The sequence below is a fragment of the Maribacter cobaltidurans genome (assembly GCF_002269385.1).
In the GTDB taxonomy this organism is placed as follows: Bacteria; Bacteroidota; Bacteroidia; order Flavobacteriales; family Flavobacteriaceae; genus Maribacter; species Maribacter cobaltidurans.
In genome coordinates this window covers 775,020-799,268 of record NZ_CP022957.1, presented here as the reverse complement: position 1 = coordinate 799,268, position 24,249 = coordinate 775,020, and the positions used below count along the sequence as shown (strand labels likewise).

22 protein-coding genes and 1 pseudogene are annotated in these 24,249 nt (G+C 40.1%); 13 read left to right on the top strand and 10 right to left on the bottom strand.

Annotation, left to right across the window (positions count from 1 at the left end; all coding sequences use genetic code 11):
• Positions 1 to 61 precede the first annotated feature (61 nt).
• The 3 genes from CJ263_RS03440 to CJ263_RS03430 are packed head-to-tail and all read left to right on the top strand — an operon-like array spanning position 62 to position 3,357.
• A complete protein-coding gene (locus tag CJ263_RS03440) occupies positions 62 to 676 on the top strand; it encodes a hypothetical protein (protein WP_094995982.1) in 615 nt (204 codons plus the stop codon).
• A gap of 12 nt (positions 677 to 688) precedes the next feature.
• On the top strand, positions 689 to 1,183 hold the full coding sequence (locus tag CJ263_RS03435; protein ID WP_094995981.1) for a (2Fe-2S)-binding protein: 495 nt from the start codon (positions 689 to 691) through the stop codon (positions 1,181 to 1,183).
• Positions 1,180 to 3,357 carry a xanthine dehydrogenase family protein molybdopterin-binding subunit gene (locus tag CJ263_RS03430; protein WP_094995980.1) on the top strand — a complete coding sequence of 726 codons (2,178 nt, stop codon included), beginning with the start codon at positions 1,180 to 1,182 and terminating at the stop codon, positions 3,355 to 3,357. The genes CJ263_RS03435 and CJ263_RS03430 overlap by 4 nt, the downstream gene beginning before the upstream one ends.
• A 39-nt stretch (positions 3,358 to 3,396) precedes the next feature.
• Here CJ263_RS03430 and CJ263_RS03425 read toward each other — a convergent pair whose 3' ends face one another.
• Together CJ263_RS03425 and CJ263_RS03420 are read right to left on the bottom strand one after the other, a co-directional pair.
• The gene (locus tag CJ263_RS03425) at positions 3,397 to 4,821 is read right to left on the bottom strand and encodes an SDR family oxidoreductase (RefSeq protein ID WP_094995979.1); all 1,425 of its coding nucleotides are present in this window, start codon (positions 4,819 to 4,821) and stop codon (positions 3,397 to 3,399) included.
• A gap of 49 nt (positions 4,822 to 4,870) precedes the next feature.
• Positions 4,871 to 5,296: a hypothetical protein gene (locus tag CJ263_RS03420; RefSeq protein WP_094995978.1), complete on the bottom strand. Its 426-nt coding sequence runs from the start codon at positions 5,294 to 5,296 to the stop codon at positions 4,871 to 4,873.
• A 109-nt stretch (positions 5,297 to 5,405) separates the two neighbouring features.
• On the opposite strand from CJ263_RS03420, the gene argS reads away from it, so the two are divergent.
• Together argS and CJ263_RS03405 are read left to right on the top strand one after the other, a co-directional pair.
• Positions 5,406 to 7,187 (top strand): arginine--tRNA ligase, encoded by a 1,782-nt coding sequence (gene argS / locus CJ263_RS03415; protein WP_094995977.1) that lies wholly within the window; start codon positions 5,406 to 5,408, stop codon positions 7,185 to 7,187.
• A gap of 229 nt (positions 7,188 to 7,416) precedes the next feature.
• A complete protein-coding gene (locus tag CJ263_RS03405; protein WP_094995975.1) occupies positions 7,417 to 8,016 on the top strand; it encodes a zinc-dependent peptidase in 600 nt (199 codons plus the stop codon).
• Here the strand turns inward: CJ263_RS03405 and CJ263_RS03400 are convergent.
• The 3 genes from CJ263_RS03400 to CJ263_RS03390 form a co-directional block, all read right to left on the bottom strand.
• On the bottom strand, positions 8,006 to 10,534 hold the full coding sequence (locus CJ263_RS03400; RefSeq protein WP_094995974.1) for a TonB-dependent receptor: 2,529 nt from the start codon (positions 10,532 to 10,534) through the stop codon (positions 8,006 to 8,008). The two genes, CJ263_RS03405 and CJ263_RS03400, sit on opposite strands and share 11 nt — an antisense overlap.
• Positions 10,515 to 11,426 carry a FecR family protein gene (locus CJ263_RS03395; protein ID WP_094995973.1) on the bottom strand — a complete coding sequence of 304 codons (912 nt, stop codon included), beginning with the start codon at positions 11,424 to 11,426 and terminating at the stop codon, positions 10,515 to 10,517. The genes CJ263_RS03400 and CJ263_RS03395 overlap by 20 nt, the downstream gene beginning before the upstream one ends.
• Positions 11,427 to 11,680: 254 nt before the next feature.
• Positions 11,681 to 12,193: an RNA polymerase sigma factor gene (locus CJ263_RS03390; RefSeq protein WP_094995972.1), complete on the bottom strand. Its 513-nt coding sequence runs from the start codon at positions 12,191 to 12,193 to the stop codon at positions 11,681 to 11,683.
• 105 nt (positions 12,194 to 12,298) lie between these two features.
• Between CJ263_RS03390 and CJ263_RS03385 the strand changes: the two genes are divergently transcribed.
• The 4 genes from CJ263_RS03385 (at position 12,299) to CJ263_RS03370 (ending at position 17,212) form a co-directional block, all read left to right on the top strand.
• Positions 12,299 to 14,056, top strand: a complete 1,758-nt coding sequence (locus CJ263_RS03385; RefSeq protein WP_094995971.1) for a hypothetical protein — start codon at positions 12,299 to 12,301, stop codon at positions 14,054 to 14,056.
• Positions 14,057 to 14,124: 68 nt separating this feature from the next.
• Positions 14,125 to 14,604 carry a hypothetical protein gene (locus CJ263_RS03380; protein WP_094995970.1) on the top strand — a complete coding sequence of 160 codons (480 nt, stop codon included), beginning with the start codon at positions 14,125 to 14,127 and terminating at the stop codon, positions 14,602 to 14,604.
• 353 nt (positions 14,605 to 14,957) lie between these two features.
• A complete protein-coding gene (gene ffh / locus CJ263_RS03375) occupies positions 14,958 to 16,289 on the top strand; it encodes a signal recognition particle protein (protein ID WP_094995969.1) in 1,332 nt (443 codons plus the stop codon).
• A gap of 38 nt (positions 16,290 to 16,327) precedes the next feature.
• Positions 16,328 to 17,212: a bifunctional 5,10-methylenetetrahydrofolate dehydrogenase/5,10-methenyltetrahydrofolate cyclohydrolase gene (locus CJ263_RS03370; protein ID WP_094995968.1), complete on the top strand. Its 885-nt coding sequence runs from the start codon at positions 16,328 to 16,330 to the stop codon at positions 17,210 to 17,212.
• Positions 17,213 to 17,260: 48 nt separating this feature from the next.
• On the opposite strand, the gene CJ263_RS03365 is transcribed toward CJ263_RS03370, so the two are convergent.
• Entirely contained in the window at positions 17,261 to 17,407 is a 147-nt protein-coding gene (locus CJ263_RS03365; RefSeq protein ID WP_158657070.1) for a hypothetical protein, read from the bottom strand.
• A gap of 209 nt (positions 17,408 to 17,616) precedes the next feature.
• On the opposite strand from CJ263_RS03365, the gene CJ263_RS03360 reads away from it, so the two are divergent.
• The 4 genes from CJ263_RS03360 (at position 17,617) to CJ263_RS03345 (ending at position 22,066) form a co-directional block, all read left to right on the top strand.
• On the top strand, positions 17,617 to 19,347 hold the full coding sequence (locus CJ263_RS03360; protein WP_094995966.1) for an alpha/beta hydrolase-fold protein: 1,731 nt from the start codon (positions 17,617 to 17,619) through the stop codon (positions 19,345 to 19,347).
• A complete protein-coding gene (locus CJ263_RS03355; RefSeq protein ID WP_094995965.1) occupies positions 19,340 to 19,960 on the top strand; it encodes a DUF2306 domain-containing protein in 621 nt (206 codons plus the stop codon). Before CJ263_RS03360 ends, CJ263_RS03355 begins: the two co-directional genes overlap by 8 nt.
• Positions 19,961 to 20,048: 88 nt before the next feature.
• Entirely contained in the window at positions 20,049 to 21,080 is a 1,032-nt protein-coding gene (locus CJ263_RS03350) for a glycoside hydrolase family 43 protein (protein ID WP_094995964.1), read from the top strand.
• Between the two features lie 14 nt (positions 21,081 to 21,094).
• Entirely contained in the window at positions 21,095 to 22,066 is a 972-nt protein-coding gene (locus tag CJ263_RS03345; RefSeq protein WP_094995963.1) for an aldo/keto reductase, read from the top strand.
• Between the two features lies 1 nt (position 22,067).
• On the opposite strand, the gene CJ263_RS03340 is transcribed toward CJ263_RS03345, so the two are convergent.
• The 4 genes and pseudogenes from CJ263_RS03340 to CJ263_RS03325 form a co-directional block, all read right to left on the bottom strand.
• Positions 22,068 to 22,493 (bottom strand): VOC family protein, encoded by a 426-nt coding sequence (locus CJ263_RS03340; protein ID WP_094995962.1) that lies wholly within the window; start codon positions 22,491 to 22,493, stop codon positions 22,068 to 22,070.
• A 3-nt stretch (positions 22,494 to 22,496) separates the two neighbouring features.
• Positions 22,497 to 22,748: pseudogene (locus CJ263_RS03335) on the bottom strand (DUF7218 family protein).
• 61 nt (positions 22,749 to 22,809) lie between these two features.
• Entirely contained in the window at positions 22,810 to 23,649 is an 840-nt protein-coding gene (locus CJ263_RS03330; RefSeq protein ID WP_094995961.1) for an alpha/beta fold hydrolase, read from the bottom strand.
• 40 nt (positions 23,650 to 23,689) lie between these two features.
• A complete protein-coding gene (locus tag CJ263_RS03325; RefSeq protein ID WP_094995960.1) occupies positions 23,690 to 24,244 on the bottom strand; it encodes a hypothetical protein in 555 nt (184 codons plus the stop codon).
• Positions 24,245 to 24,249 lie beyond the last annotated feature (5 nt).

Below are 24,249 nucleotides of genomic sequence, written 5' to 3'. Positions count from 1 at the left end.
TTCCGGTTTCTTTCCAAATCAGATAAAGATTCGTAACTTCTAAATTCTTTAAAAAGAGTTTATGTTGAGAACTACTATTGGGTTGGCCGTTATTATTGGTGTTCTTTTATTAGTTTTTTCGGTGACGGCGAAAAATAGACCTAACACATTTGAACATTCACTTGATGTCCAAGAGGAAACCTATACTGTAGAACATGAGGATTTTGACAGAATAATGGATGTTTTGACGCATCAAAGGTGTCTTAATTGCCATCCAAGCAATAATGTACCCAAGCAAGGGGATAATGCCCATCCACATTATTTTGGAATGAAACGGGGTGAGGACGATAAGGGGTTTGAGGCCACAAGCTGCACGACCTGCCATCAATCCGAGAATAACTCATGTTCTGGGGTACCTGGTGCTCCTCATTGGTCATTGGCTCCTGCGTCCATGGGTTGGGAAGGTCTTTCACGAATTGAAATTGCCAAGAAGTTACTTGATAAAGCGAGCAATGGAGGTAAAACACACGAGGAATTGATTACGCATTTGACTGAGGACGAATTGGTTTTATGGGCATGGGACCCTGGAGTGGATGCCAATGGAAAGGAGAGAACACTACCACCAGTTTCAAAGGAAAGGTTCAAGGAGGCCGTGATTCGTTGGTTTGGGAATGGAGCAATAATTCCTTCGGAATAAATCATTTTATCTATGGAAATATCTTTAAAAGTAAACGGGGAGCTTTATCCGATTGAAGTTGATCCTGAAACACCATTGTTATGGGTTTTAAGGGATGTTTTAGACCTAAAGGGAACAAAATTTGGATGTGGAAAGGCAGCCTGCGGGGCTTGTACCTTATTGGTCGACGGGAAGAGTGTTAGATCATGTTCCTTTGCGGTAAAGTTTGCCGAAGGAAAAGAAGTTACCACGATAGAAGGGTTGGGTACCAAAGAAAATCCGCATCCCGTTCAGCAGGCATGGATAGAGGAAGTAGTCCCACAGTGTGGGTATTGTCAGCCTGGATTTATGATGGCTACCGTAGCTCTGTTAAAAAACATTCCAAATCCTACAGATGATGATATTGATAGGAATATAATAAATGTTTGTCGCTGCGCCACGTATTATAGGATGAGAAAGGCTATTCATAGAGCGTCTGAACTTAGTCAGCAAGAAACCGATAAAGAGGTTGAAAACAATAAGGTATGACAGGTAAGAAAAAAGTATCGAGGCGTAAATTTTTAATCCGGGGAAGCATTGGAACTATTGGCGTTTTGGCAGTAGGTACTTACTTGTTCAGAAATCCTATTCGAAGAAAAATTGTCAAGGTCATCAATACGGTAGAGACACCCTATCAAGGAAATACGGACAATCCCATAATTTGGTTTGAAATCACAAAGGATAATAAGGTTGTATTGCATAGTCCAAAAGTGGAAATGGGACAAGGGACTTTTACCAGCCTGGCACAAATGGCAGCAGATGAGCTGGAAATAGATATGAACCAGATTAACGTGGTACATGCAGAATCTTCCTCTGGAAATATGGATTCATTTGCCACCGGGGGCAGTACTTCGGTTTCCGCATTATGGGTACCCCTGCGCGAGTTGGCTGCCACCATGCGAGAAATGATAAGGATAGAAGCTGCGAGAAAAATGCAAGAAGATGTAGCCACTCTAAAACTTTCAAATGGTATAGTTTCCGGCGCCAATAAAAGTATGACCTATGCCGAGGTTACAACAGGGGTTTCTGAATGGGATATCCCGGATACCCCAGAACTAAAACCGTTTTCGGAATATAAATATATTGGAAAACCGATTGCGCGTGTGGATTTGGTGGATAAGGTATTTGGGGCGCCAATTTTTGGTATGGATGCTACCATGCCGAATATGTTATACGGAGCTGTAGTTCGCTCTTCCACGATTGGGGCTAAATTTATCGGGGCAGATGTTTCAAAGGCTGAGAAAATGCCGGGTGTGGTAAAGGTAGTCGTAGAAAAGGATTTTGTTGGAGTCGTTGCACAATCCATGATTCAAGCTGAAAATGCCAAATCCCAAATTGAGGTGCAATGGGAGGGCCAAAGAGAGCTGAATACGGAAGATATTAAGGAAATGGTTACCGTTGGAAAGGGAATGCCTTACGTCATACAGAAAGTTGGCAATGCCGAAGAAATTTTGGAAGATGGAGAAAATCTAATTACGTCGGAATATTGGTCTCCCATAGGTGCCCATGCCCAAATGGAACCCTGTGGCGCAGTAGCCCATGTAGAGAAGGATAAAGCTACCATAATGATTTCTACCCAAGTAGTGGCCATAACCCGAAATGAGGTAGCTGAACGTTTAAATCTAGAACGGGACAAGGTAAATATTATCCCTACTTTTTTAGGGGGAGGGTTCGGTAGGCGGCTGCATACCCCCAATGCTATACAGGCGGCCGTTCTGTCAAAAGCAGTTGAAAGACCCGTAAAGTGTTTTTTTACTCGGAAGGAGGAATTTCAAAATGATACGTTTAGGCCACCTACCCACCATATTTTAAAAGCGAAACTCTCTAGTGAAGGAAAAATCGAAGCAATGGAACACAATGTTTCCAGTGGTGATGTTGCCTTTGGGTCTCCTATGGTGCCACAGATTGCGGAGCCTATACTGGGAGCAGACCTGGGTGCATGGAGAGGGGGATTGATACAGTATGGGGCCATACCCAATTTTAGGGCCATTTCCTGGAGGGTAAAATTACCCTTTGCTACAAGTTGGTGGCGTAGTCTGGGATTGTTGGCGAATACGTTTGCCATTGAAAGTTTTATGGACGAGTTGGCCATTAAAGCTGGGATAAACCCGGTAGAATTTAGATTGTCCCAAATTCAGGGGGATGAAAAAGGTAGACGGCTTAAGGAGGTTATCGAGGCCGTAGCTGATAAAGCGGGATACAAGGACCAAATAATTGATGGCAGAGCAATGGGTTTTGCGGTGTCGACGGATGTCAATACCCCTTGTGCGGAGATTGCCGAGGTTTCGGTTGAAAATAATGTGATAAAGGTTCACAAGGTGACCTGTGCCATGGATCCAGGATTGGCAGTCAATCCAGATCAAGTAAAGGCCCAATGTGAAGGCGCAATAATTATGGGCCTGAGTGCTTCCGTTTTTGAAAAAATGGAGGTAGAGAACGGTGAACTTACCCCTACCATTTATGGTCCTTATAAAATGGCATTGATGAAACATGCGCCAAAGGAAATAGATGTAGTGCTACTACAGGGAACGGATTACCCTGGAGCAGTAGGCGAGCCTCCCTTGGGGCCCATTGGAGCGGCAATAGCCAATGCCGTTTTTAGGCTAACCGGTAAACGCTTGAGGGAAATGCCTCTTCAAACAAATTTGGACAAAATATCCTAATAATTAAGGAGTTAAGTGAAAATTCGTAATATTTCTGGCTTAGGATTTACCGATGTTCCTAATCATTCCCCCAAAAATAAAATAATGAAAAGGGATGAGACTGTACCAGTACAAACGTCCCTTTAGTCCTCGAGGTCTAAATGTAGCCGTTTGATGTAAGATATTGTCCTTATCTATCTTGAACTCTAGCCAAGCCTCACCAGGTAACTTCATTTCGGCGAACAAAAGCAATCTTTTTTTCTTTTTATCCGCTAGGAGAACACGCCAAAAGTCCAAGGAATCTCCGGGATAGATTTTATCCGGATGGGTTCTTCCCCTTCTTAGTCCCACACCTCCGATGAGTTTATCCAAAAAACCTCTTATTTTCCAAAGGCTATTCCCATAATACCAACCATGATTACCGCCTATTTTCCAGATATTCTCCATCACCTTTTTTGGGTCTTCTATTTTAAGGGTCTGTTCGTCCTTCAGCACCCCGTATTTGGGAACCTGTATGTATTTTTCCAAACTTTTGTTGAAACGCCCACTGACCATACTGTCCTTCCAACTGCTTACAACCAAGTTTTGCTCTATCTTTTTAAAGGCCATTTCAATGGCCTCCTTGTATGAATGTGTATTGATTTTGAGTAGTTTGGCTAGTTTATCGTCTCTGGCTATAACTTCGATTTTCATGCTGTCCACAAGGTTTAGTGCTAATTTATAGGATGTGGAGGTGACAAAATAGAGCCAATAGGATGATAATTTTGGAGTCATTACAGGTACAGTAAATATCCAGTTTTTAAAACCTCTAACCTCTGCATATTGATGCAGCATCTCTTTATAGGTGAGCACGTCCGGGCCAGATATATCAAAAGAGTCATCAAAGGTCTTTTCATTCCCCAGAACACCGATTAGAAAGGAAATGACGTCCCTGATCGCAATGGGATGTGTCTTTGTCAAAACCCATTTCGGGGTAATCATTATAGGCAGTTTTTCACAAAGATCTCTAATAATCTCAAACGAGGAGCTTCCAGAACCTACGATGATTCCAGCACGTAGAACCGTAAGGGAAAATGGACCCTCGCCAAGGATGGACTCCACATTTTTACGCGAACTTAAGTGTTTTGATAATTTTTCATCATTAACAATGCCACTTAGGTAAATGACTTGTTTGATATTTGTGGACGCTACGTAGGAGTTAAAATTCTTGGCCGTAGTAGCTTCCTTTTCGTCAAAATCCTTTGTGGACGAACTCATGGAATGTATTAGAAAATAGGCAACATCCAAATTTTTGGGAAGTAGATTTGGTTTTACATTTTCAAGAAAATCGATTTCAACAATCTCGATTTGGTCCCTTATTTCTTCATCGACTGAAAACCTATCCGAATCTCTGACGGCACAGACAACGTCATGGCCATTCGCCAGCAATTGGGGTAATAGGCGCATACCTATATATCCATTGGCACCCGTGAGTAGGATTTTCATGATTTCAAAATATTTAAATTAATTTTTAGGAATATAACTGGGGACATATTCATAAATCTTCCAGGGATGTTGGTATATTATCGGCTTTATGTGCCAGTAATTTTTTAAAAAATTTCTGAACAGCCTTGGTGTCAGATGCCACCTTAACAAAATAGTGATCCCTATATACTGAGTAAACAGAGGATTCGCCCTTATACAATGTAAGTTTGTAATAGGGGACAATAAGAGCGAAGGTTTCCAATAATGACCTAAACCTTAAAATTACACCTTTGGGCCTCATTTCAATATTGCAGGTATCCCTATTATTATCCAAAATGAGCAAATTTCTAATCTCGATACTTGCATCCGTAATGATTAGTTTTGGCGAACCGATACCTCCCATGGCCCAACGTTCTCTGAGTGTAAAAGGTTTACCCACCTCTTCATCTATTTTTTTCGTAATCGATTTGTTGTTATAGGATACGTTCAATATCATAAGCTCCTTTTAGGCGTTTACTAAAGTTACAGAAAAGAAGGGGTAATGACTATAGATCCGCCTTAAAAGGGCAAAAAATGCTTAGTTTTGCAGCCTTAAATCCTAGCAGATGAATATTCAAGTAGTTTTAGAGGCGAAGGTCAAGGAGGCAATCTCGTCCCACTATGGTGTGACATTGGAATCGGTGGAATTTCAGCCCACCCGAAAGGATTTTGAAGGGGATATTACCGTGGTCGTTTTTCCCATGCTCAAACAGGTAAAGGGGAGCCCGGTACAAATTGGGCAACAAATAGGATCCTATTTGGAGACCGAAGTTGAGGAGGTTGCCGGTTTTAATGTGGTCAAAGGATTTTTGAATATTGTTATTTCAGATAGCTATTATCTAAACTTTTTTAATGAAGTAAAGGAGGATGCCAATTTTGGACTTGTTCCAGCTTCAAACGAGGCTATTATGGTTGAATATTCTTCGCCCAATACCAATAAGCCGTTGCATTTAGGTCATATTCGAAACAACCTCTTGGGATATTCCGTGGCCGAAATATTAAAAGCGTCCGGTAAAAAAGTGTATAAGACCCAAATTATTAATGACCGAGGTATCCATATCTGCAAGAGTATGTTGGCATGGCAACGATTTGGGCAGGGTGAAACACCCGAAAGTACAGGAATCAAAGGGGATAAGTTGGTAGGAAACTATTATGTTGCTTTTGACCAGGCTTACAAAGAAGAAATTGCCCAGCTCATTGAAAAGGGAGTGGATAAAAAAGCGGCGGAAAAGGAAGCCCCTATTCTATTGGAAGCTCAAAAAATGCTTCAAAAATGGGAAGCCGGTGATGAGGAGGTCGTAGCCCTTTGGAAGAAAATGAACGGTTGGGTCTATGATGGTTTTGATACCACCTATAAAAACTTAGGAGTAGATTTTGATACCTATTATTACGAAAGTGATACCTATTTATTGGGTAAGGATGTGGTAGCGGAAGGACTGGATAAAGGTGTTTTCTTCAAAAAGGAAGACGGCAGTGTTTGGATAGACCTAACGGATGAAGGGCTTGACGAAAAAATCGTGTTGCGGTCAGACGGAACTGCAGTGTATATGACCCAAGATATAGGAACGGCAATACAACGCGTAAAGGATTTTCCGGATATTAACGGAATGGTCTATACCGTGGGTAACGAACAGGACTACCATTTTAAGGTGCTATTTCTTATCCTGAAAAAGCTCGGGTTTTCTTGGGCCGAAAAGTTATATCACTTAAGCTACGGAATGGTGGACTTGCCTAGCGGAAAGATGAAGAGTAGGGAAGGAACCGTTGTGGATGCTGATGATTTGATGGCCGATATGACCCAAACTGCGGAGAATATTTCCAAGGAATTGGGAAAATTGGAAGGTTATTCTGAGGCCGAACGAAATGAGCTCTACAAAATGATAGGACTTGGGGCACTTAAGTATTACATACTAAAGGTAGACCCAAAGAAGCGAATTTTGTTTGACCCCGAGGAGTCGGTGGATTTTCAAGGGAATACAGGTCCCTTTATTCAATATACCTATGCCCGGATCCAGTCTATTTTAAGAAAGGCGGAAGAGACCCATGTAAATATTGAGGCGACCGTACAAATTTCAGAGCTTCACATAAAAGAAAAGGAACTTCTGAAGCAAATACAGTTGTTTCCCGAGACCATTCAATTGGCGGCTGAAAATTACAGTCCGGCCTTGATTGCCAATTATACCTATGAATTGGTGAAGGAATTCAATTCTTTCTATCAGCAGGTTTCCATACTTGGTGAAGCTGATGAGCAAAAGAAAGTATTTAGGGTGCAGCTCTCCAGAAAAGTGGGCGATACCATTAAAACGGCGTTCAAATTGCTGGGTATAGAAGTTCCGGAAAGGATGTAGGATTTTGAAATACTAAGATGGAAATCCTGATTAAGATTGCGACCTTTTTTTTGTTGATTTCCTTTTTCGTATATCTACTATATGTCATCTATTATACCCTAGACCTTTTCTTTTTAAATCCGTTTGAAAGAATCCCAACACTTTCAGATAGTGAAAAAAGACTCATTGCACTGAACCTACCTTTTTACCTTACTTTGAACACGCGTTTAAAGAAAAGGTTCGAAAAAAGGTGACGCGCTTTAGGCAAAGAAAGAAAATCATATTTCATAATGAGGTAAAAGACCAAGAGGAAATAAAACTTTTGCTTTCCGCCACTGCTGCCATGCTTACCTTGGGTATGGCCGATTTTTTGATACTGTCCATAAAAAGAATTCTTATTTATCCAACAGCGTACTATTCCCGTATTTCGAAACAGCACCATTATGGGGAATATAATCCATCATTTAAGACCTTGGTTCTCTCCGCGGAACATTTGCGGGAGGGATTTAGAATTCCGAACGACAGTTTAAACTTGGCCGTGCACGAGTTTGCACATGCATTGAGTTTTAACGTGGTCAACAAATTGAATACGCGGTCTTTCCTGTTTATGATTGGAATGGCGCGTATGAAGAGACTTCTTAAGAATCCGAAATTTATTGCCCAATGGGCAGATAACAAATATTTTAGGGAGTATGGAAGAGCCAATTCCCATGAATTTTTTGCGGTAGCCGTGGAAAGTTTTGTGGAAACACCCACTGATTTCAAACACCACTTTCCCGAACTATATAAAACCCTTCAATTTATGCTAAATATGGGCTTTTATAAATTACCGGATGGTATCAAAAACTAATGCGGAAACTTGCATTGGGTGTTACGCCTAGTGATATGCGCTGAACAGTTTCAACCTTATTGTCATCATTGAGCCTGTAATAGGTGTTGAGTACATTTTTCCTGTCAGTAAAGTTTAGGACCGAAGCACCTACTGAAGCTTTTACCTTCTTGTTTAAATTAAAATCATAGGTCGCGGAAGCATCGGCTCTAAAATATTCGGGTAAGCTACTGCTATTGGGTGACTCATAGTTTATTTCAATGGGAAAAACAGAAGTATCTAAAGGAGTATTGGAATCGGGTTTCGTATATGGTTTACCCGACCTGTAATTGAGTCCTATACCAACCTTGAAATTATTGTAATTGTAATTCCCGGCCAAGGTGAAGGAGTGTTCCAGTTCCAGGTTGTTGGGAAAGTTGGGGGGTGATATGGTGTTAAAGGTATAGTTGTTATCATTATAGGCATAACTGAACCAAGCACTATAATCATTTGTTTTTTTGTTGATCAGGAACTCCACACCCTTTACCAAATATTCGCCGATTTCCCCATTAAATTGGTTTTGATTCTGAAACCCCTGGGTATTCACATTGATGCCTGTTACATTTTTATAAAATGCCTCAACCCCAACATACAATCTGTTTTCATCATAATTGAGGCCCAATGACCCCTGTTTACTTTTAACTACAGGTAAATTGTTTTCATCTGCCAAGGTCCACCTTCTTTTTTCCAGGCCTAAAAAGTTTTGTTCCAGATCAATAATTTGATTGGTGTATTGGCTCTTGAATTCGCCCAAGACCTCCAATTTAAAATTGGTGGCAAACTCATAGGAGATACTTAATCTGGGTTCGACCAGTACCTGGTCAAAAGTATTGATGTTGGAAATATAATTTAGTCTTCCCCCAAATTGGGCAAAAAGATTTTTGTCTTCTGTCTCATACTGTATTTCCGAATAAAGGCTATGTGACCTAATAACCCCTTTTATATTGCTTTCAAAAAAGGGCTGGTTCAGTCTTGTAATATTTTCGATGCCTGTTTCTGTGAATTGGTAGCCGTTCGTCCATTGCAAGGTGGGTATTACTTTGTAAATAGTATTGAGTTTTGCACTGGATTCCTTTACCAGATTGTTTTGATACAATTGCCGTGAAGCACTTTCGGTAATACTAAAGGCCGTGAGCCGGTATTGGGTATAATAGACGTTTGCCTGGGTATAAAAGTTATCTGTCCATTCACTTTCAAGGCTTCCACCGAAAGAAATGTTGATTTGGTCCAAGGAACTTTCGGTGACCTCATCACCATCGTTACTAGTTGTTATATTGTCAAGGTCGTTGTTGATATGGATAAGGCTCAACCTAACTTTATGATATGGGTTTAAATCGTACAACAACTTTCCAGTAAAGTCGTAAAAATAGAAATCGTTGTCGGTCCTTACTTCACTATCCTGAAAGGCCTTTTCTGAAAAAGTGGTATAGGTTGGCGTTTGTAGAAAATCCGTTAGGGATCTTCTTCCAGAGAACTGTAAGGCCAAATTTTCGGACAATGGAATTTGTCCGTACATATCCCCACTGATTAGGTTGAACCCCGCCCCGCCGAAGGTAGAGTTTTGGATGTCATTTTTTGTGCGCATGTCCATGACGCCACTAACACCGTCCCCGTAGACCGAACTGGTTCCATTCTTTATGATGGTAATTTTGTCGGTTAGATACGGGTTGAAGGCTGAAATAAGTCCAAAAAAGTGTCCGGACTGATACATTTTAATGCCATCCCATAAAATTAAATTTTGGTCGTTGGTGCCTCCACGGATATTTATGTCGGAGACGGTTTCGTCCACACTCTTGATTCCGGGCAAGGATTGCGCAGATTGCAGAATGTCAGGTTCTATGAGGCCAGGCAGAATTCCGAATTCCGCAGTATTCATTTGAATGCTACCATCGGAAAATTTTGCCAGACCATCCGTTAGAAATTTATAGACCACTACCTCTTCAAGTTCCTGGTAGCTGAGGGCCAAGGCTATCTCGAAGCAAGGAGCACTTATAGATAATTCTTCGGCAGAAATAAAATAGGTTTTAAAACCTAAATGGCTAATTTGGACAACAGCGGTTCTAGGTACCTCTTCAAAACTAAATTGACCGTCTATATTGGTAACCGCGGCCTTATCAGAATCTAGGATTCGTACGGTAGCCCCAGGTATTGAGTTATTTTCAAAGTTGTCCAATACGGTACCGCAAATAGAAATGGTATTTCTTAACACTACCGAATAGTATCGGTCATTGAGTCTTTCAATTTGCAATGGTGTTTTCCCAATTATATGGTCAATGGAAGCTTGTAAACCATCAACCGTTGGCTTGGATATTTGTAAACCTTCTAAATCAGCATCGACAAAAGAGAACTTAACCTCGAATTTATCTTCCAGTTCCTGAAGTAAATCGATAACTGGAATTTTTGTTTGGGATGTATCTTGGCCAAATCCATTATTTCCGGGGAAAAATAGAAAAAGTATTACAAGTTGGAATGTAAGCGATTTAAGGTGCGCTTTCCTCATAGAACAGCACTTTATTGCCCTCAAATTTATAATTAATTTGAAGAGGTGTGCTTATACTTTTTAGCGCCAAATCCAAATTGGTATTGCTAAAGGTGCCGGTAAATAGTTGATTTTCATCAATACCCTCTAGGGTTACTTCCAAATTATATTGACGTTGCAATTCTGCCAAAACATATTTTAAGGGGATGCTCTTAAAGGAACTTTCTTTGTTTATCCAAGAAGGTTGTCCGTTTATTTCCACTTTGGATTTGCTTAGGCTTCCATTAATAGCGACCGCCGAATTTCCTGCCGGAAGTTTAAATTCTTCACCATTATAGGCAACACTTACCAAGCCTTCATAACAGGTAACTTCAAAAAAGCCATTCCTGTTCTCCACGTTGAATTGGGTTCCTAGGACCGTAACTGTTCCCAGTGTGGTTGTAACCGTAAATTTCTTGCCCTTTGCTACTTTAAAGTAAGCCTCTCCTTCTAAATTGATAGCTCTTTTGGAATCCCAGTTCTTTTCGTTAAAGGACAATTTAGATTCTGCGTTAAGTACTATTTCGGAATTGTCCGGCAATGTAATTTCCCTATTCTCCGCCAACTGTGTCCTTATGGTTTCGTCCTGTGTATTCAGATAAAAATAAGCACCAGTAAGCAATACGGCGATGACTGCCGCCACCCTTAGAAAGGCTTTGAAAGGGGAGAGTGTGATAACTTTAGGGGTTTCTTTGGCTCTTCTAGACTGTAAGTTATCCCAAGCTTTGGTCATATCAAATTCTGGGGCCTCTGACCCTGACGTAACATCTACTATCTTTTGATAGGTAGCATACTCTTCGGACTTTTTAAACTCAGTAAGCTCATCTTCCGTGAGCTCGTTGTTAAGCCATTTTGCCAAGTAATTTTCTTGCATGTCTTTTAGCTTTATACCTCTTTAACAACTATCTAGAAAAAAACCCTACTTTTTTAGTTGATAGTTATAAGTTGTTAGTTTTTAGTAATTGCTCTTCCAATACCACAATTGTTTTATTAGCCTTTTAACAGAAACTATTACTTTTTGTCTTATGCATGTTGAAATGGTTATTTTAATTTCTTTAACCATTAACCATTAACCATTAACCATTAACCATTAACCATTAACCATCAACCATCAACCATCAACCAAATCTAAATTCCATCAATTTTTTCTCTTAGGGATTTTAAGGCCAAATGCATCCTTTTCTCAATGGCCTTTACACTTACCCCCTCCATTTCAGCAATTTCAGCATATTTTTTACCATCGATCCTATTCAATAGAAAGGTTGATCGTTGATTGTCCGGTAAGTTATTCAAAGCGTTATCCAATTTCGCCTTAAACTCATTTTCTTCCATAAGGAATTCAGGAGACTCGTTAGTGGTCTTGAGCAATTTATCGGCATATTTAAGACGCACCTTTTCGGCCTTTATTACATTTAAATACAAATTATTGGCTACGGTATATAAATAGGACTTGGCTTTTTCAGGAGTAACTTTGGCGCAGTTCTCCCAAAGTTTTACAAAAGCTTCCTGTACGGCGTCATGGGCCTTCTCTTCATTGCCAAACTTGTAATATATATAGTTGAAAACCGTTTTTGAATTGGCATTGAACAAAGCACTGTACGTACTTTCCTTGCATACATCTTGATGGTCGTTTGCTTTCAATGTCCTGTTTTTTTCAAAGATATTTTAAAAAAAATAAAAATGTAGGTAGGGTTTTTTAAATGTGAATTGTTTTAAGACCGAATAAACAAATAATACCAAATCGTTATGAAAAAGATTTTAAATTTTGCTTACCTAGGCATATTTGTGATGGCATTGAGCTTTACCTCATGTCAAGATGAGTTTGAAGAGATAAGTACTGGCGAGGACCAGACTGCTATTACTGCCAGTTCCTCTACAGGTATTTTAATACAGAATACCACGGCTAGGGATGGTTCTTTTGATAATATTGTAGATGGCACTAGTTGCTACGATGTTAAATTCCCTTATACCGTTGAGGTAAATGGATTGGAATTGACCATCAATTCCAGGGAGGATTTAAAATTGATTGAGGAGATTTTTGACGAGGTTGATGATGATGAGGATTTCCTGGAAATTCTATTTCCTATCACTATAACTTCCGGAGACTTTACTGAAATTACTATTAATGGATTTGAAGACCTTAAAGCTTTAAGGGAACAGTGTAAAGAAGGCGGTGAGGATGATGATATTGAATGTATAGATTTTGTATATCCCATGACCTTGTACACATTTGACATCAATCTAGAGCAAACAGGAGAAGTAATGGTTAAAAGTGATATGGAGCTTAGATTGTTCTTTAAAGGCCTGGAAGACAATGAGCTTGTAAGCTTTGATTTTCCCATTATGTTGGAATTGTACGATGGTTCTAAAATTGAGGTGAACAGCAATGAGGAATTGGCAATGAATATTCGAAATGCTAAGGATGCCTGTGACGAAGATGATGATAATGATTATAATGATGATGATTTCACCGAAGAAGAATTGGATGGTTATTTGGTTTCATGTCCATGGCACGTTTTGGAAGTGATAAGGGATGATGTCGACCAAAGCCCACAGTATCTGGATTACTTCATCAACTTTAAGGAAGATGGTTCCGTGGTAGTTACTAATAGAACGGGTTTTGAGGCCAATGGAACATGGACTTCCTCTATGGGCGATAATGGAGCGATGATTACTATGAATTTGGAAGCATTGACCGACTTCAGTATGGAATGGACCATTTACAAAACGGAAGAAGGCATCATTAAATTCTATAATGGAGAAAGAAACCGTATTAGGATGAGAAGATATTGTGAAGAGGATGGGGCTGGATATACCGCTGATAATTTACGTAATATCTTAAAGGAATGTGCTTGGGTCATTAAAAAGGTAAAAAACCAAGGCGAGGAAATAGACCGTCTATTGGGCTATGAGTTCAAATTTATGCCCGAAGGTGTAATTACCTTGAGTAACGGGGTCAATACTTCAGAAGGTACTTGGGAAATTGGCTTGAACATGCAACAGCAACTTGCAATGTCCATCACTATGGGTGATGAGCCAGGAGTAAGTTTTGAATGGCCCGTTCGTGAACTTACAGAAAGCCGATTAAAGTTTGAGGTTGATGAAATTGACTATGAACTTGTTTTACAACGTGTTTGTGAGGACAATGCCGGTGATGCAGATGTATTGGAAATCAGGAACTATATGATGGGCGGTGATTGGGTTGTAGCCTCCTATGTAGAAGGAGATATGGATAAGACCGAAAGTTTTATGGGGTATAGTACAGCATTCATGGTCGAAAATCAAATAGAACTTAAAGAAGGAGGAACTACTTATGCCAATGGACTTTGGAGAGTTTTAAGGAATAAAGACGGTCAACTTAAGGTGTACCTTAATTTCGGTGACAATGCACCATTTCTGGAACTTACTGAGGATTGGGATTATGTATCCATAGTTGAAGGAAGATTGGAGCTAAAGGATGTTAGCGGTGATGGTACCGTGAGCGTTTTGGTTCTTGAAAAATAAAAAGTTTGCGAGTCTATCGGGAAGCCCCCGATAGACTCTTTTTTTTATAACACTTAAAAATTAAAAAGATGAGGGGATTAAAATTATTCGGTTTTGCGTTTGTCGCTATGGCAAGCTTCTTGTTTATTTCTTGCGAAACGTCCGATGATTCGGATAACATGGGTAGTGTGGAAAATGTGGAAGAAGTAAAATCTACGGTATCAACGGGTACTTGGTTAGTGGCACTTTTTGAAGAGGATGGAATTGATAAAACCTCTGACTTTTCCGGATTCAGTTTTGTTTTTGTCGCATCCGGTGAATTAAATGCGGAGGATGGTGAAACTTCCGTTTCCGGTGCATGGTCCATAACCTCAGAATCTAACAGTGGCGATGATGACAGCAGTTCAGATGACGATGTTGACTTTAACATCTTTTTTTCATCACCGGCCAAATTTGCTGAAATTTCAGAGGACTGGGAAATTGTTTCCTTCAGTAGTACAAGAATAGAATTAAAGCATGTTAGTGGTGGTGATGGAAGTGTTGACCGCCTTGTCTTCGAAAAAATATAATATTTAATGATATAACGTCCAAAAATACACCGCCAGCAGTAAAGAGTTGGGCCTCGTTGGTGGTGTTGATGGAGGTTGTTTCTGGGATAATTTACCAAATGAGCATTAATATAGATTAGATTTAAGTTTCAATCGTGTATTGTCTAATAATAGCCCTTTAATGAACGGGTATTCTAGGTCAAATTATACAATTGAACGATAATGATGAAAATGTAATACCTTTTTTGCCCCACATCCCAGCGCTAAGAGCATCCATGTTTTGGATGCTCTTTTTGTTTGATAGATTTTAGTGGTGTTTATGCCCGTTTAGCAATGATATTCTTAAATTTGTATTCCTTTTAAATAGGAAAAGAATGTTTGATAATTTAAGCGATAAGTTAGATAAAGCTCTTCATGTACTCAAAGGTCACGGGCAAATCACGGAAATCAATGTTGCGGAGACCACCAAAGAGGTGCGTAGGGCCCTTTTGGATGCGGATGTCAATTTTAAGATTGCCAAGGAATTTACCAATAGGGTAAAGGAAAAGGCCTTGGGGCAAAACGTTTTGACTACGTTGCAGCCCGGGCAGCTCATGGTCAAAATTGTCAAGGACGAGCTAACGGAATTAATGGGCGGTGAGTCCGAGGGTATAAACCTATCGGGTAACCCATCGGTTATTTTAATGTCCGGTCTACAAGGGTCCGGTAAAACAACTTTTTCCGGAAAATTGGCGAACTTCTTAAAGACCAAAAAATCAAAGAACCCATTGTTGGTTGCATGTGATGTGTACCGTCCTGCGGCAATAGACCAGCTTCATGTGGTTGGAGAGCAAATAAATGTTCCCGTGTATTCGGATAGGGAAAACAACGACCCGGTAGCCATTGCCAAGGCGGGTATTGCAAAGGCAAAAGCGGATGGAAACAATGTGGTCATCATCGATACCGCGGGTCGTTTGGCCGTGGATGAGAAGATGATGAACGAAATATCGGATATCCATAAGGCTATCAATCCACAGGAGACCTTATTTGTTGTGGATTCAATGACAGGTCAGGATGCGGTAAATACGGCAAAAGCCTTTAATGATGTTTTAAATTTTGATGGTGTCATCCTAACCAAATTGGACGGTGATACGCGCGGTGGTGCGGCAATTTCCATTAAATCGGTGGTAAACAAGCCGATTAAATTTATCGGTACGGGCGAGAAGATGGAGGCTATCGATATTTTCTATCCTTCCCGTATGGCGGACCGTATCCTTGGGATGGGAGATGTGGTGTCCTTGGTAGAAAGGGCCCAGGAACAATTCGATGAGGAGGAAGCCAGAAAGATTCAGAAGAAAATAGCCAAAAATAAATTCGGTTTTGATGATTTCTTAAGCCAAATTCAGCAGATTAAGAAAATGGGTAATATGAAGGACCTTATGGGAATGATACCTGGTGCAGGTAAAGCCCTAAAGGGTCTGGATATAGATGATGATGCCTTTAAACATATTGAGGCCATTATTTATTCTATGACACCAGATGAAAGGTCTAACCCTTCCAAGTTAAATGCCAGTAGGAAAAAGCGAATTGCCAAAGGTAGCGGCAGGGAGGTACAGGAGGTTAATCAATTACTCAAACAGTTCGACCAGATGAGCAAAATGATGAAAATGATGCAAGGAGGTGGCGGTAAAAAAATGATGCAAATGATGAGCGGCCTAGGACGTTAGGAATAATAGCAATCAATATAATTTAGTAAAAGGCCAACATGGAAATACTTGACGGGAAGAAAATTTCAAATCAAATAAAGGAAGAGATTGCTGCCGAAGTAGCAAAAATGAGGGAAAGAGGGGAGAAAGTGCCTCATTTGGCGGCAGTTATTGTAGGTAATGACGGTGCAAGTCTTACCTATGTAGGCAGTAAGGTGCGCTCTTGCGAACGGGTAGGTTTTGAATCTACAATGGTAAGGTTGCCCAGTACGACTTCGGAACAGGAATTGTTGAAAAAAATACACGAGCTAAACGAGGATAAGGACATTGATGGCTTTATCGTGCAATTACCTTTACCAGAGCAAATTGATACCCAAAAAGTTATTATGGCCGTTCATCCAGATAAGGATGTTGATGGGTTCCATCCTATGAATTTTGGTAAAATGGCATTGGATATGAGCACCTTCATTCCGGCAACTCCTTTTGGAATTCTGGAATTGTTGGAACGTTATCAAGTAGATACTAAGGGCAAGCATACCGTAGTTATCGGTAGAAGTCATATCGTGGGTAGACCAATGAGTATTCTTATGGGTAGAAAGGGTTGGCCAGGGAATTCTACGGTAACATTGACTCATAGCCACACCAAGAATATTACTCAAATAATTTCCCAGGCGGACATTGTTATTTCCGCCCTTGGGGTACCCAATTTTCTTAAGGCCGAAATGGTGAAGGATGATGCTGTGGTAATCGATGTTGGAATTACTAGAGTTCCGGATGAAACACGGGAAAGGGGTTATTATATTACAGGTGACGTAGATTACGAAAATGTAAGTAAAAAAGCCTCTTATATTACTCCGGTGCCAGGTGGTGTAGGTCCCATGACCATAGCAATGTTGTTAAAAAACACCTTGCTCGCCCGAGAAAGGCATAGGAGTAGGGAATAATAAAGATATAGGAAAAATAAATGCCCTACGATAGTAATCGTGGGGTTTTTAGTTTGGAATTTTTCTAGCCTCTATACCGGTTTCCGTAGAATCATTGGGAATAAGAATATCGATGTCATTACTGTCGTCGTAATCACAGCTGCTTGCTGCAAAAATTCCAAGAACAACAAAAGTTACAACCGTTAGTTTTTTCATAATCGTAAGAATTGGGATTCTTCTTGTTTCAGCATAAGTTATGTGAAACATAACCAAACATAAAACGTAAAAATTTATGAATTGGTATAACCCAACTTAATGCCTACATTTCTGAATAATTCTTTGAATGGATAATAATTAAACTAAAAAACAGGTCTTCTTTGGATTGTTGTTAAAATGGACTACCTTTTAATCCAAAAACCGACCTTATGACCCGATATCTCTTCCTTAGTTGTATTTGTGTCCTTATGTTCTCCTCCTGTGAGGAAATAAAGGAATCAACTTATAATATTGACGTAAGTTTTGCGGAGACCGCAAGCTCAGATAGTATGGATGGCAGGTTATTGTTGATGCTCTCTACGGATGACAGTAAAGAACCTCGATTTCAAATTAATGATGGTCTAAATACCCAATTAATCTTTGGTGTAAATGTAGATGGCATGTTACCTGGTGAACCCATAACCTTTGATGCGGCCGTATTTGGGTATCCCTATCCAAGTATGAAGGAGATTCCACCGGGAGAATATAATGTGCAGGCACTGTTACATGTGTACGAAACCTTCAATTTGTCAACGGGCCACACCGTAAAATTACCTATGGACAATGGCGAAGGTCAGCAGTGGCGGAGTTCACCGGGCAACCTCTATAGCAAGCCCTTTAAGATTAGAGTGGGAAGTACGGGTATTGAAAATGTTTCAGTGGTCATGGACCAGATCATTCCACCGATACCGGAGCCAGAGGATACGAAATGGATTAAACATATTAAAATAAAATCGGAGAAACTGTCGGAATTTTATGGTCGGGATATGTACTTGGGAGCTCATGTTTTACTGCCAAAAGGTTTTGAGGAACATCCTGAGGCAAAATATCCTTTGATGGTTTTTCATGGGCATTTCCCATCTGATTTTGGAGGTTTTAGAACAACTCCTCCAGACCCCAACTTAGAACCAGAGTACTCCGAACGTTTTGATTTGGAAGGTTATAATATTATCCAGCAACAGGAGGCTTATGATTTTTATAAAAGATGGAACGAACCCGACTTCCCCAGGTTTCTCATCATAGAAATTCAGCATCCAACACCCTATTATGATGATTCCTATGCCGTGAATTCTGCGAGTCAAGGACCCTATGGTGATGCAATTACCTATGAACTTATTCCATATATCGAAAAAGAATTTCGGGGAATGGGTGAGGGTTGGTCCAGGTTTCTGTATGGTGGTTCTACCGGAGGGTGGGAAGCTTTGGCTGTTCAGGTCAAATATCCTGAAGAGTATAATGGTTGTTTTGCCGCTTGCCCGGACCCTATAGATTTTAGGGCATATTGTCTTACCAATATCTATGAAGATGAAAACGCCTATTACTATGATGCCCCACATAAGAAATTGGAAGTGCCTTCTCATAGGGATTATTTGGGTAACATTCAGTCTACATTGAAACAAGGAAATCATTTGGAACTCGTACTTGGCGATAAATCCAGGTCAGGTCAACAATGGGACATTTGGGAAGCAACCTATTCTCCACAAGGAGAAGATGGGTATCCCGTTAGGATTTGGGATAAAATGACCGGTGATATCGATCATGAGGTCGCGGAGTATTGGAAAGAAAATTATGACTTACGTTATATTATGGAACGCGACTGGGATAAATTGGGTGAAAACCTTAAGGGGAAAATCCATATATATTGTGGTGATATGGATAACTACTACCTCAACAATGCGGTCTATTTAATGGAAGATTTTCTCGAAAGTACAACGGAGCCTTATTATGATGGTGAGGTTCTATACGGTGACCGGGCCGAACACTGCTGGAACGGTGACCCAGAGCTGCCCAACGCCATAAGCAGATTACGATATAATTCCATGTACGTACCAAAGATTATGGAACGGATTGCAAAAAGTGCCCCAAACAATGCCGATTTGACGAGTTGGAGATATGAATAGGACAAACAAAATAGCATGGTTTGTTTTTGGTTTTTTGGCAGTTGGGATAGGTCTATATCCTCTCATATATGTTTTTGCCGACGGAGAAATGGGTCTTTTGTTGTCCAAGAGTAAGGAACTTCTTGCGAATAAAATATGGAATACTGGATTCTATGGGCATATTTCATTTGGTGGCCTTGCTTTAGGAATTGGCTGGGTTCAGTTTAGTAGACGTTTCCGTAACTCCAATTTGGCAAGACATAGGCTCATTGGTAAAATTTATGTTATTGCTGTTTTGATAAGTGGATTTTGTGGAGGTTTTATAGCATTTTACGCTACGGGTGGTTTTATAGCTAAGTTGGGATTTTTCTTTCTGGCTGTTGTTTGGCTGTTTTTTACGCTTTCTGCCTATTTCGCCATTAGAAAAGGTGATATCGAGAAACATAAAGTATTTATGATTTATAGTTACGCAGCGTGTTTTGGAGCGGTTACCCTAAGAATCTGGCTTCCATTATTAATATTGATAATAGGCTCTTTTGAACCCGCTTATAGAATTGTAGCTTGGCTCGCATGGGTACCTAATCTCGTTTTTGCTTATTTTTGGGTTAGGCGCAAGGGCCTTATTATAGGGTGAAAATTCTTGAATTTTTATTGGTTTGCCAACGGTATTCCTTGATTATGGAATATCTTCCGAAATAATTATAATTTTCTAATATCATAAAATGATAAAGAGGCTATTTGCAGTATATACAGTTGTTTGTTTAATGATGGGGTGTAAGACCGCAGTTCAAAATAATGAATCTGTATCAATGTCCGGTAACCCAATATTTGAAGGCTGGTATGCCGACCCGGAGGGCGTTGTTTTTGGAAATGAATATTGGATATATCCTACCTTTTCTGATGATTATGATAAACAATTACATTTTGATGCCTTCTCATCAAAAGATTTGATTCAATGGGAGAAGCATGAAAATATTCTGGATACTACTAAGGTGAAATGGTTAAGGCAGGCCCTATGGGCTCCGTCAATAATTGAAAAGGATGATAGATATTATTTGTTTTTCGGGGCAAACGATATTCAAAGACCAGGAAGGTCATCTTACGACCCTAGTAACGATATTAATCATTACGGGGGCATTGGGGTTGCAGTTTCCGAAAATCCCGGTGGACCATTTGAGGATTATTTAGGCAAACCACTGATTTCGGATTTTTATAATGACGCACAACCTATAGATCAGTTTGTATTTAAAGATGTGGACGGAACCCATTATTTTTTCTATGGGGGATGGAGTCATTGTAACTTGGGAAAATTGAATAAGGATTTTACAGGTTTTATACCATGGGAGAATGGTGACCTTTTTAGGGAAATCACTCCCGAGGGATATGTAGAGGGTCCGTTTATGTTTTTACGAAAGGGAATTTATTATTTTATGTGGTCCGAAGGAAATTGGACGGACGGTAGTTACCGGGTGGTGTACGCCATGGCCGATGCAGTAACGGGTCCCTATAAACGTATTGGAACCGTATTGGAATCTGATGAAAAAGTGGCCACTGGAGCAGGCCATCATTCGGTAATCAATGTGCCGGGTACGGATGAGTGGATTATGGTGTACCATCGCAGACCTATTCCCAATAAGGATAGGGACCATAGAGTGACTTGCCTGGATAAAATGGAATTCAATAAAGACGGAACGATTAAACCAGTGAAAATCACATTTTCTGGTGTAGAAAAGAGAATTATTGACAGCAAATAAAAATATATCAAGTAATGAAATATAGAAGGTTTGGAAGGACAAATTGGGAAGTAAGTGAAATTGGTTATGGTATGTGGGGTATGGCCGGTTGGAAAGCGTCTGATGACGAGCAATCTGCAAAATCATTGGATTTGGCCGTGGAAAACGGAGTCAATTTCTTTGATACGGCCTGGGGCTATGGTGAGGGGCATAGTGAAGAACTTTTGGGCGACCTTGTAAAAAGACATCCTTCTAAAAAGCTTTATACAGCAAGTAAGATTCCGCCAAAGAACTTTCAATGGCCGGCCAAACCGGAATACGCCTTTGAGGATTCCTATCCAGTGGAGCATATTATGGAATATACCCATAAAACCCTCAAAAATTTGGGACTGGAACAAATAGACTTGATGCAGTTTCATACCTGGGACGATAATTGGAGCAAGAGGGAGGAGTGGCAGCGCGCCGTTGAAGATTTGAAGAAAGAAGGTAAGGTTGCCGCCATGGGCATAAGTGTAAACAGATGGGAGCCGGAAAATGGCATTTTGGCTTTAGAAACAGGAATTTTGGACGCAGTACAGGTAATATATAATATTTTTGATCAAGCGCCCGAGGATAAACTTTTTCCTTTATGTGAAAAATTGGGCATTGGAGTTATTGCGAGGGTTCCTTTTGATGAAGGCACCTTAACCGGTAATTTAACAAAAGAGACTACATTTCCTGAAGGGGATTGGAGAGGTACCTATTTCGTTCCTGAAAACCTTAATTCTTCGGTGGATCATGCCGATGCCCTTAGACCCTTGATTCCAGATGGGATGACCATGGCCGAAATGGCCCTTCGCTTTATTTTGGAAAATAAAAATGTCGGCACCACGATACCCGGAATGAGAAAGCAGCGTAACGTTTTGGCCAATACCGCCACGAGCGATGGTAAGTCAATGTCCAAAGAATTGTATAGCGAGCTCAAAAAACACAGGTGGGACAGGGTGCCTACTTCCTGGTCACAATAGGCTATTTGGCAAATAACTGCCCCATGTCTTTAAATGCCTTGAACTCCAGGGCGTTACCTGCCGGGTCTAAAAAGAACATAGTCGCTTGTTCGCCAACTAGCCCTTTGAATCGGATATAAGGTTCGATCACAAATTTCACATTTTTCTTTTTAAGTTCTTCTGAGAAACTTTCAAAGGTTTCCCAAGGTAGCACAACCCCATAATGTGGAACGGGCACGTCGTGCCCATCCACGGGATTGTGGTGAAGTGATTCCGTTTCGGATTTTGGTTTGTAGTGGATGACCAATTGATGACCAAAAAGGTTAAAATCGACCCATTGGTCGCTGCTTCTTCCTTCTTCGCAATTCAGTACTTCTCCATAGAATTTTCTACATTCTGCCAAGTTGTGAACAGGTATGGCAATATGAAATGGTGACACGTGGCTCATAATTCAGTTATTTCTTAAAGCCGAAATTAACTCTTTTTTGTTCATTTTGGAACGCCCTTCCAAACCAATTTCCTTTGCTTTTTCATAGAGCTCCTTTTTGGTCCTTTACTCGTAATTAGAGGCTTTACCTCCCTTTTTGCCCGAATTGGGTGTATTGGCGATACGTGCTGCTTTTTCTTTGCTGTATCCTTTTTCGACTAAGGCTTCGTACTGATCTTCATTCTTTACACGGGGTCTATTGTTGTCTTTTGGCATTTTTCTTTTAAAAATAGCCAAAAATCGAATTTAGAAGGTATATGAAAATTGAATGGATACGTTATTCTTGTAAAAAAGCAATGATTTCATTGTTTACTTCATCCTGGTGCATAGAATGGCCCAGGCCTTCCGTACTAATAAGTTTACTTTCGGCCCATACTGCATGGACCTTTTCAGAAGCATGGTAAGGTGTTATCTTATCGAAACGGTCATGTAGAAGAAGTCCTTTTTTGTCATTTTCTTTTACAAAGCTAGAAGAAGAAAACTCCTTGATAGTAAAGCCAAACCTTTTTATAACGTATTTTTCAAGTGCGTTTATCATTCGGTTTGACAAACCTAAAAGATTTTGAAAATGCTTGATTATTTCATGGAATTCCGATGGAGACCCGATAGTAACTATTTTTTCAATGTTCTTGTTCGGGTTTTTATACTCGTTGTAAAGAATGGTCATACCACCAACGGAATGGCCAATTAGATGGTTTGGTTTAAAAGTGGTGATAATTTTTTCCAATACTTCCGCATAGAGCGGAACATACAGGTGTTCTCCTGATGAATAGCCGTGTGCAGGGGCATCAAACGCAATGACATTAAAGTCTGCCTTTGTGAGTTTTTCCAATAGTTTATGCCAGCGCCATGTATTGCTTTCCCAACCATGTATCAAAAGGACGGTATCCTTGACACCCGGCCATTTATAGGTCTGGATAGTATGACCCGAAACCTCCAAGCGTTCAAGTCGAACAGGGTCTAGGTATGTTTTTTGATGTGGGAGAACCCTTCCCTTCCTTACTTTACTAAATATTTTGAAGGCTTTTTCCGCTGCTTTTTGAGGACTTAACAGCACATAAATGTTCAAAAGGAACCCATAAAATTTGGGGATTAGTCTGTTAAGCATCTTTTTCATGCATGGCTATTGTTTGGGGCGAAATGGATATAATGCAATATCAATCCCAGCCTACCATCATATATTTTATTTTTGCTGCATCAGGGATTTGAACCGCCTCAATGTTGGTATTTGCCTTATACCTAAGGTTTTCAGGTAATTCAGCTTTGTCTATGGTAAAATAAATATCACTGTCTTTTAGCAGGATAACTACATTGTTAATGGACGTAATTATTTTTTTTATTTCATATTTCTCCTGAATGTCCTTGAAGGTACTCTCAATATTGATTCCCTTATCCGTCGTAAAACGTTTATCATTTATCAATACGTTCTGTATTGTGGGGATACTATCTGAATTAGGGGTCAAGGTCAGAAGTAGTGGGCCTCCTTTTTCATAAATTTTTATTTTACTTGATCCACTGCCAAAGTTTGATTTTATGGTATCCCTAACAATGGAATCTTTGGCATAAATTAAATCCAAGTCCCTGGCAAGACTCTCTTTTTCCAAATTGCCTACACGATTCGTGGTTATTTTAAAGGTAGCATTCTCTTCTTGTCTACACTGTGTAAGGAGTATGATAGAGAAAAGAATAATGATTGTTTTGATTGATTTCATAAAAA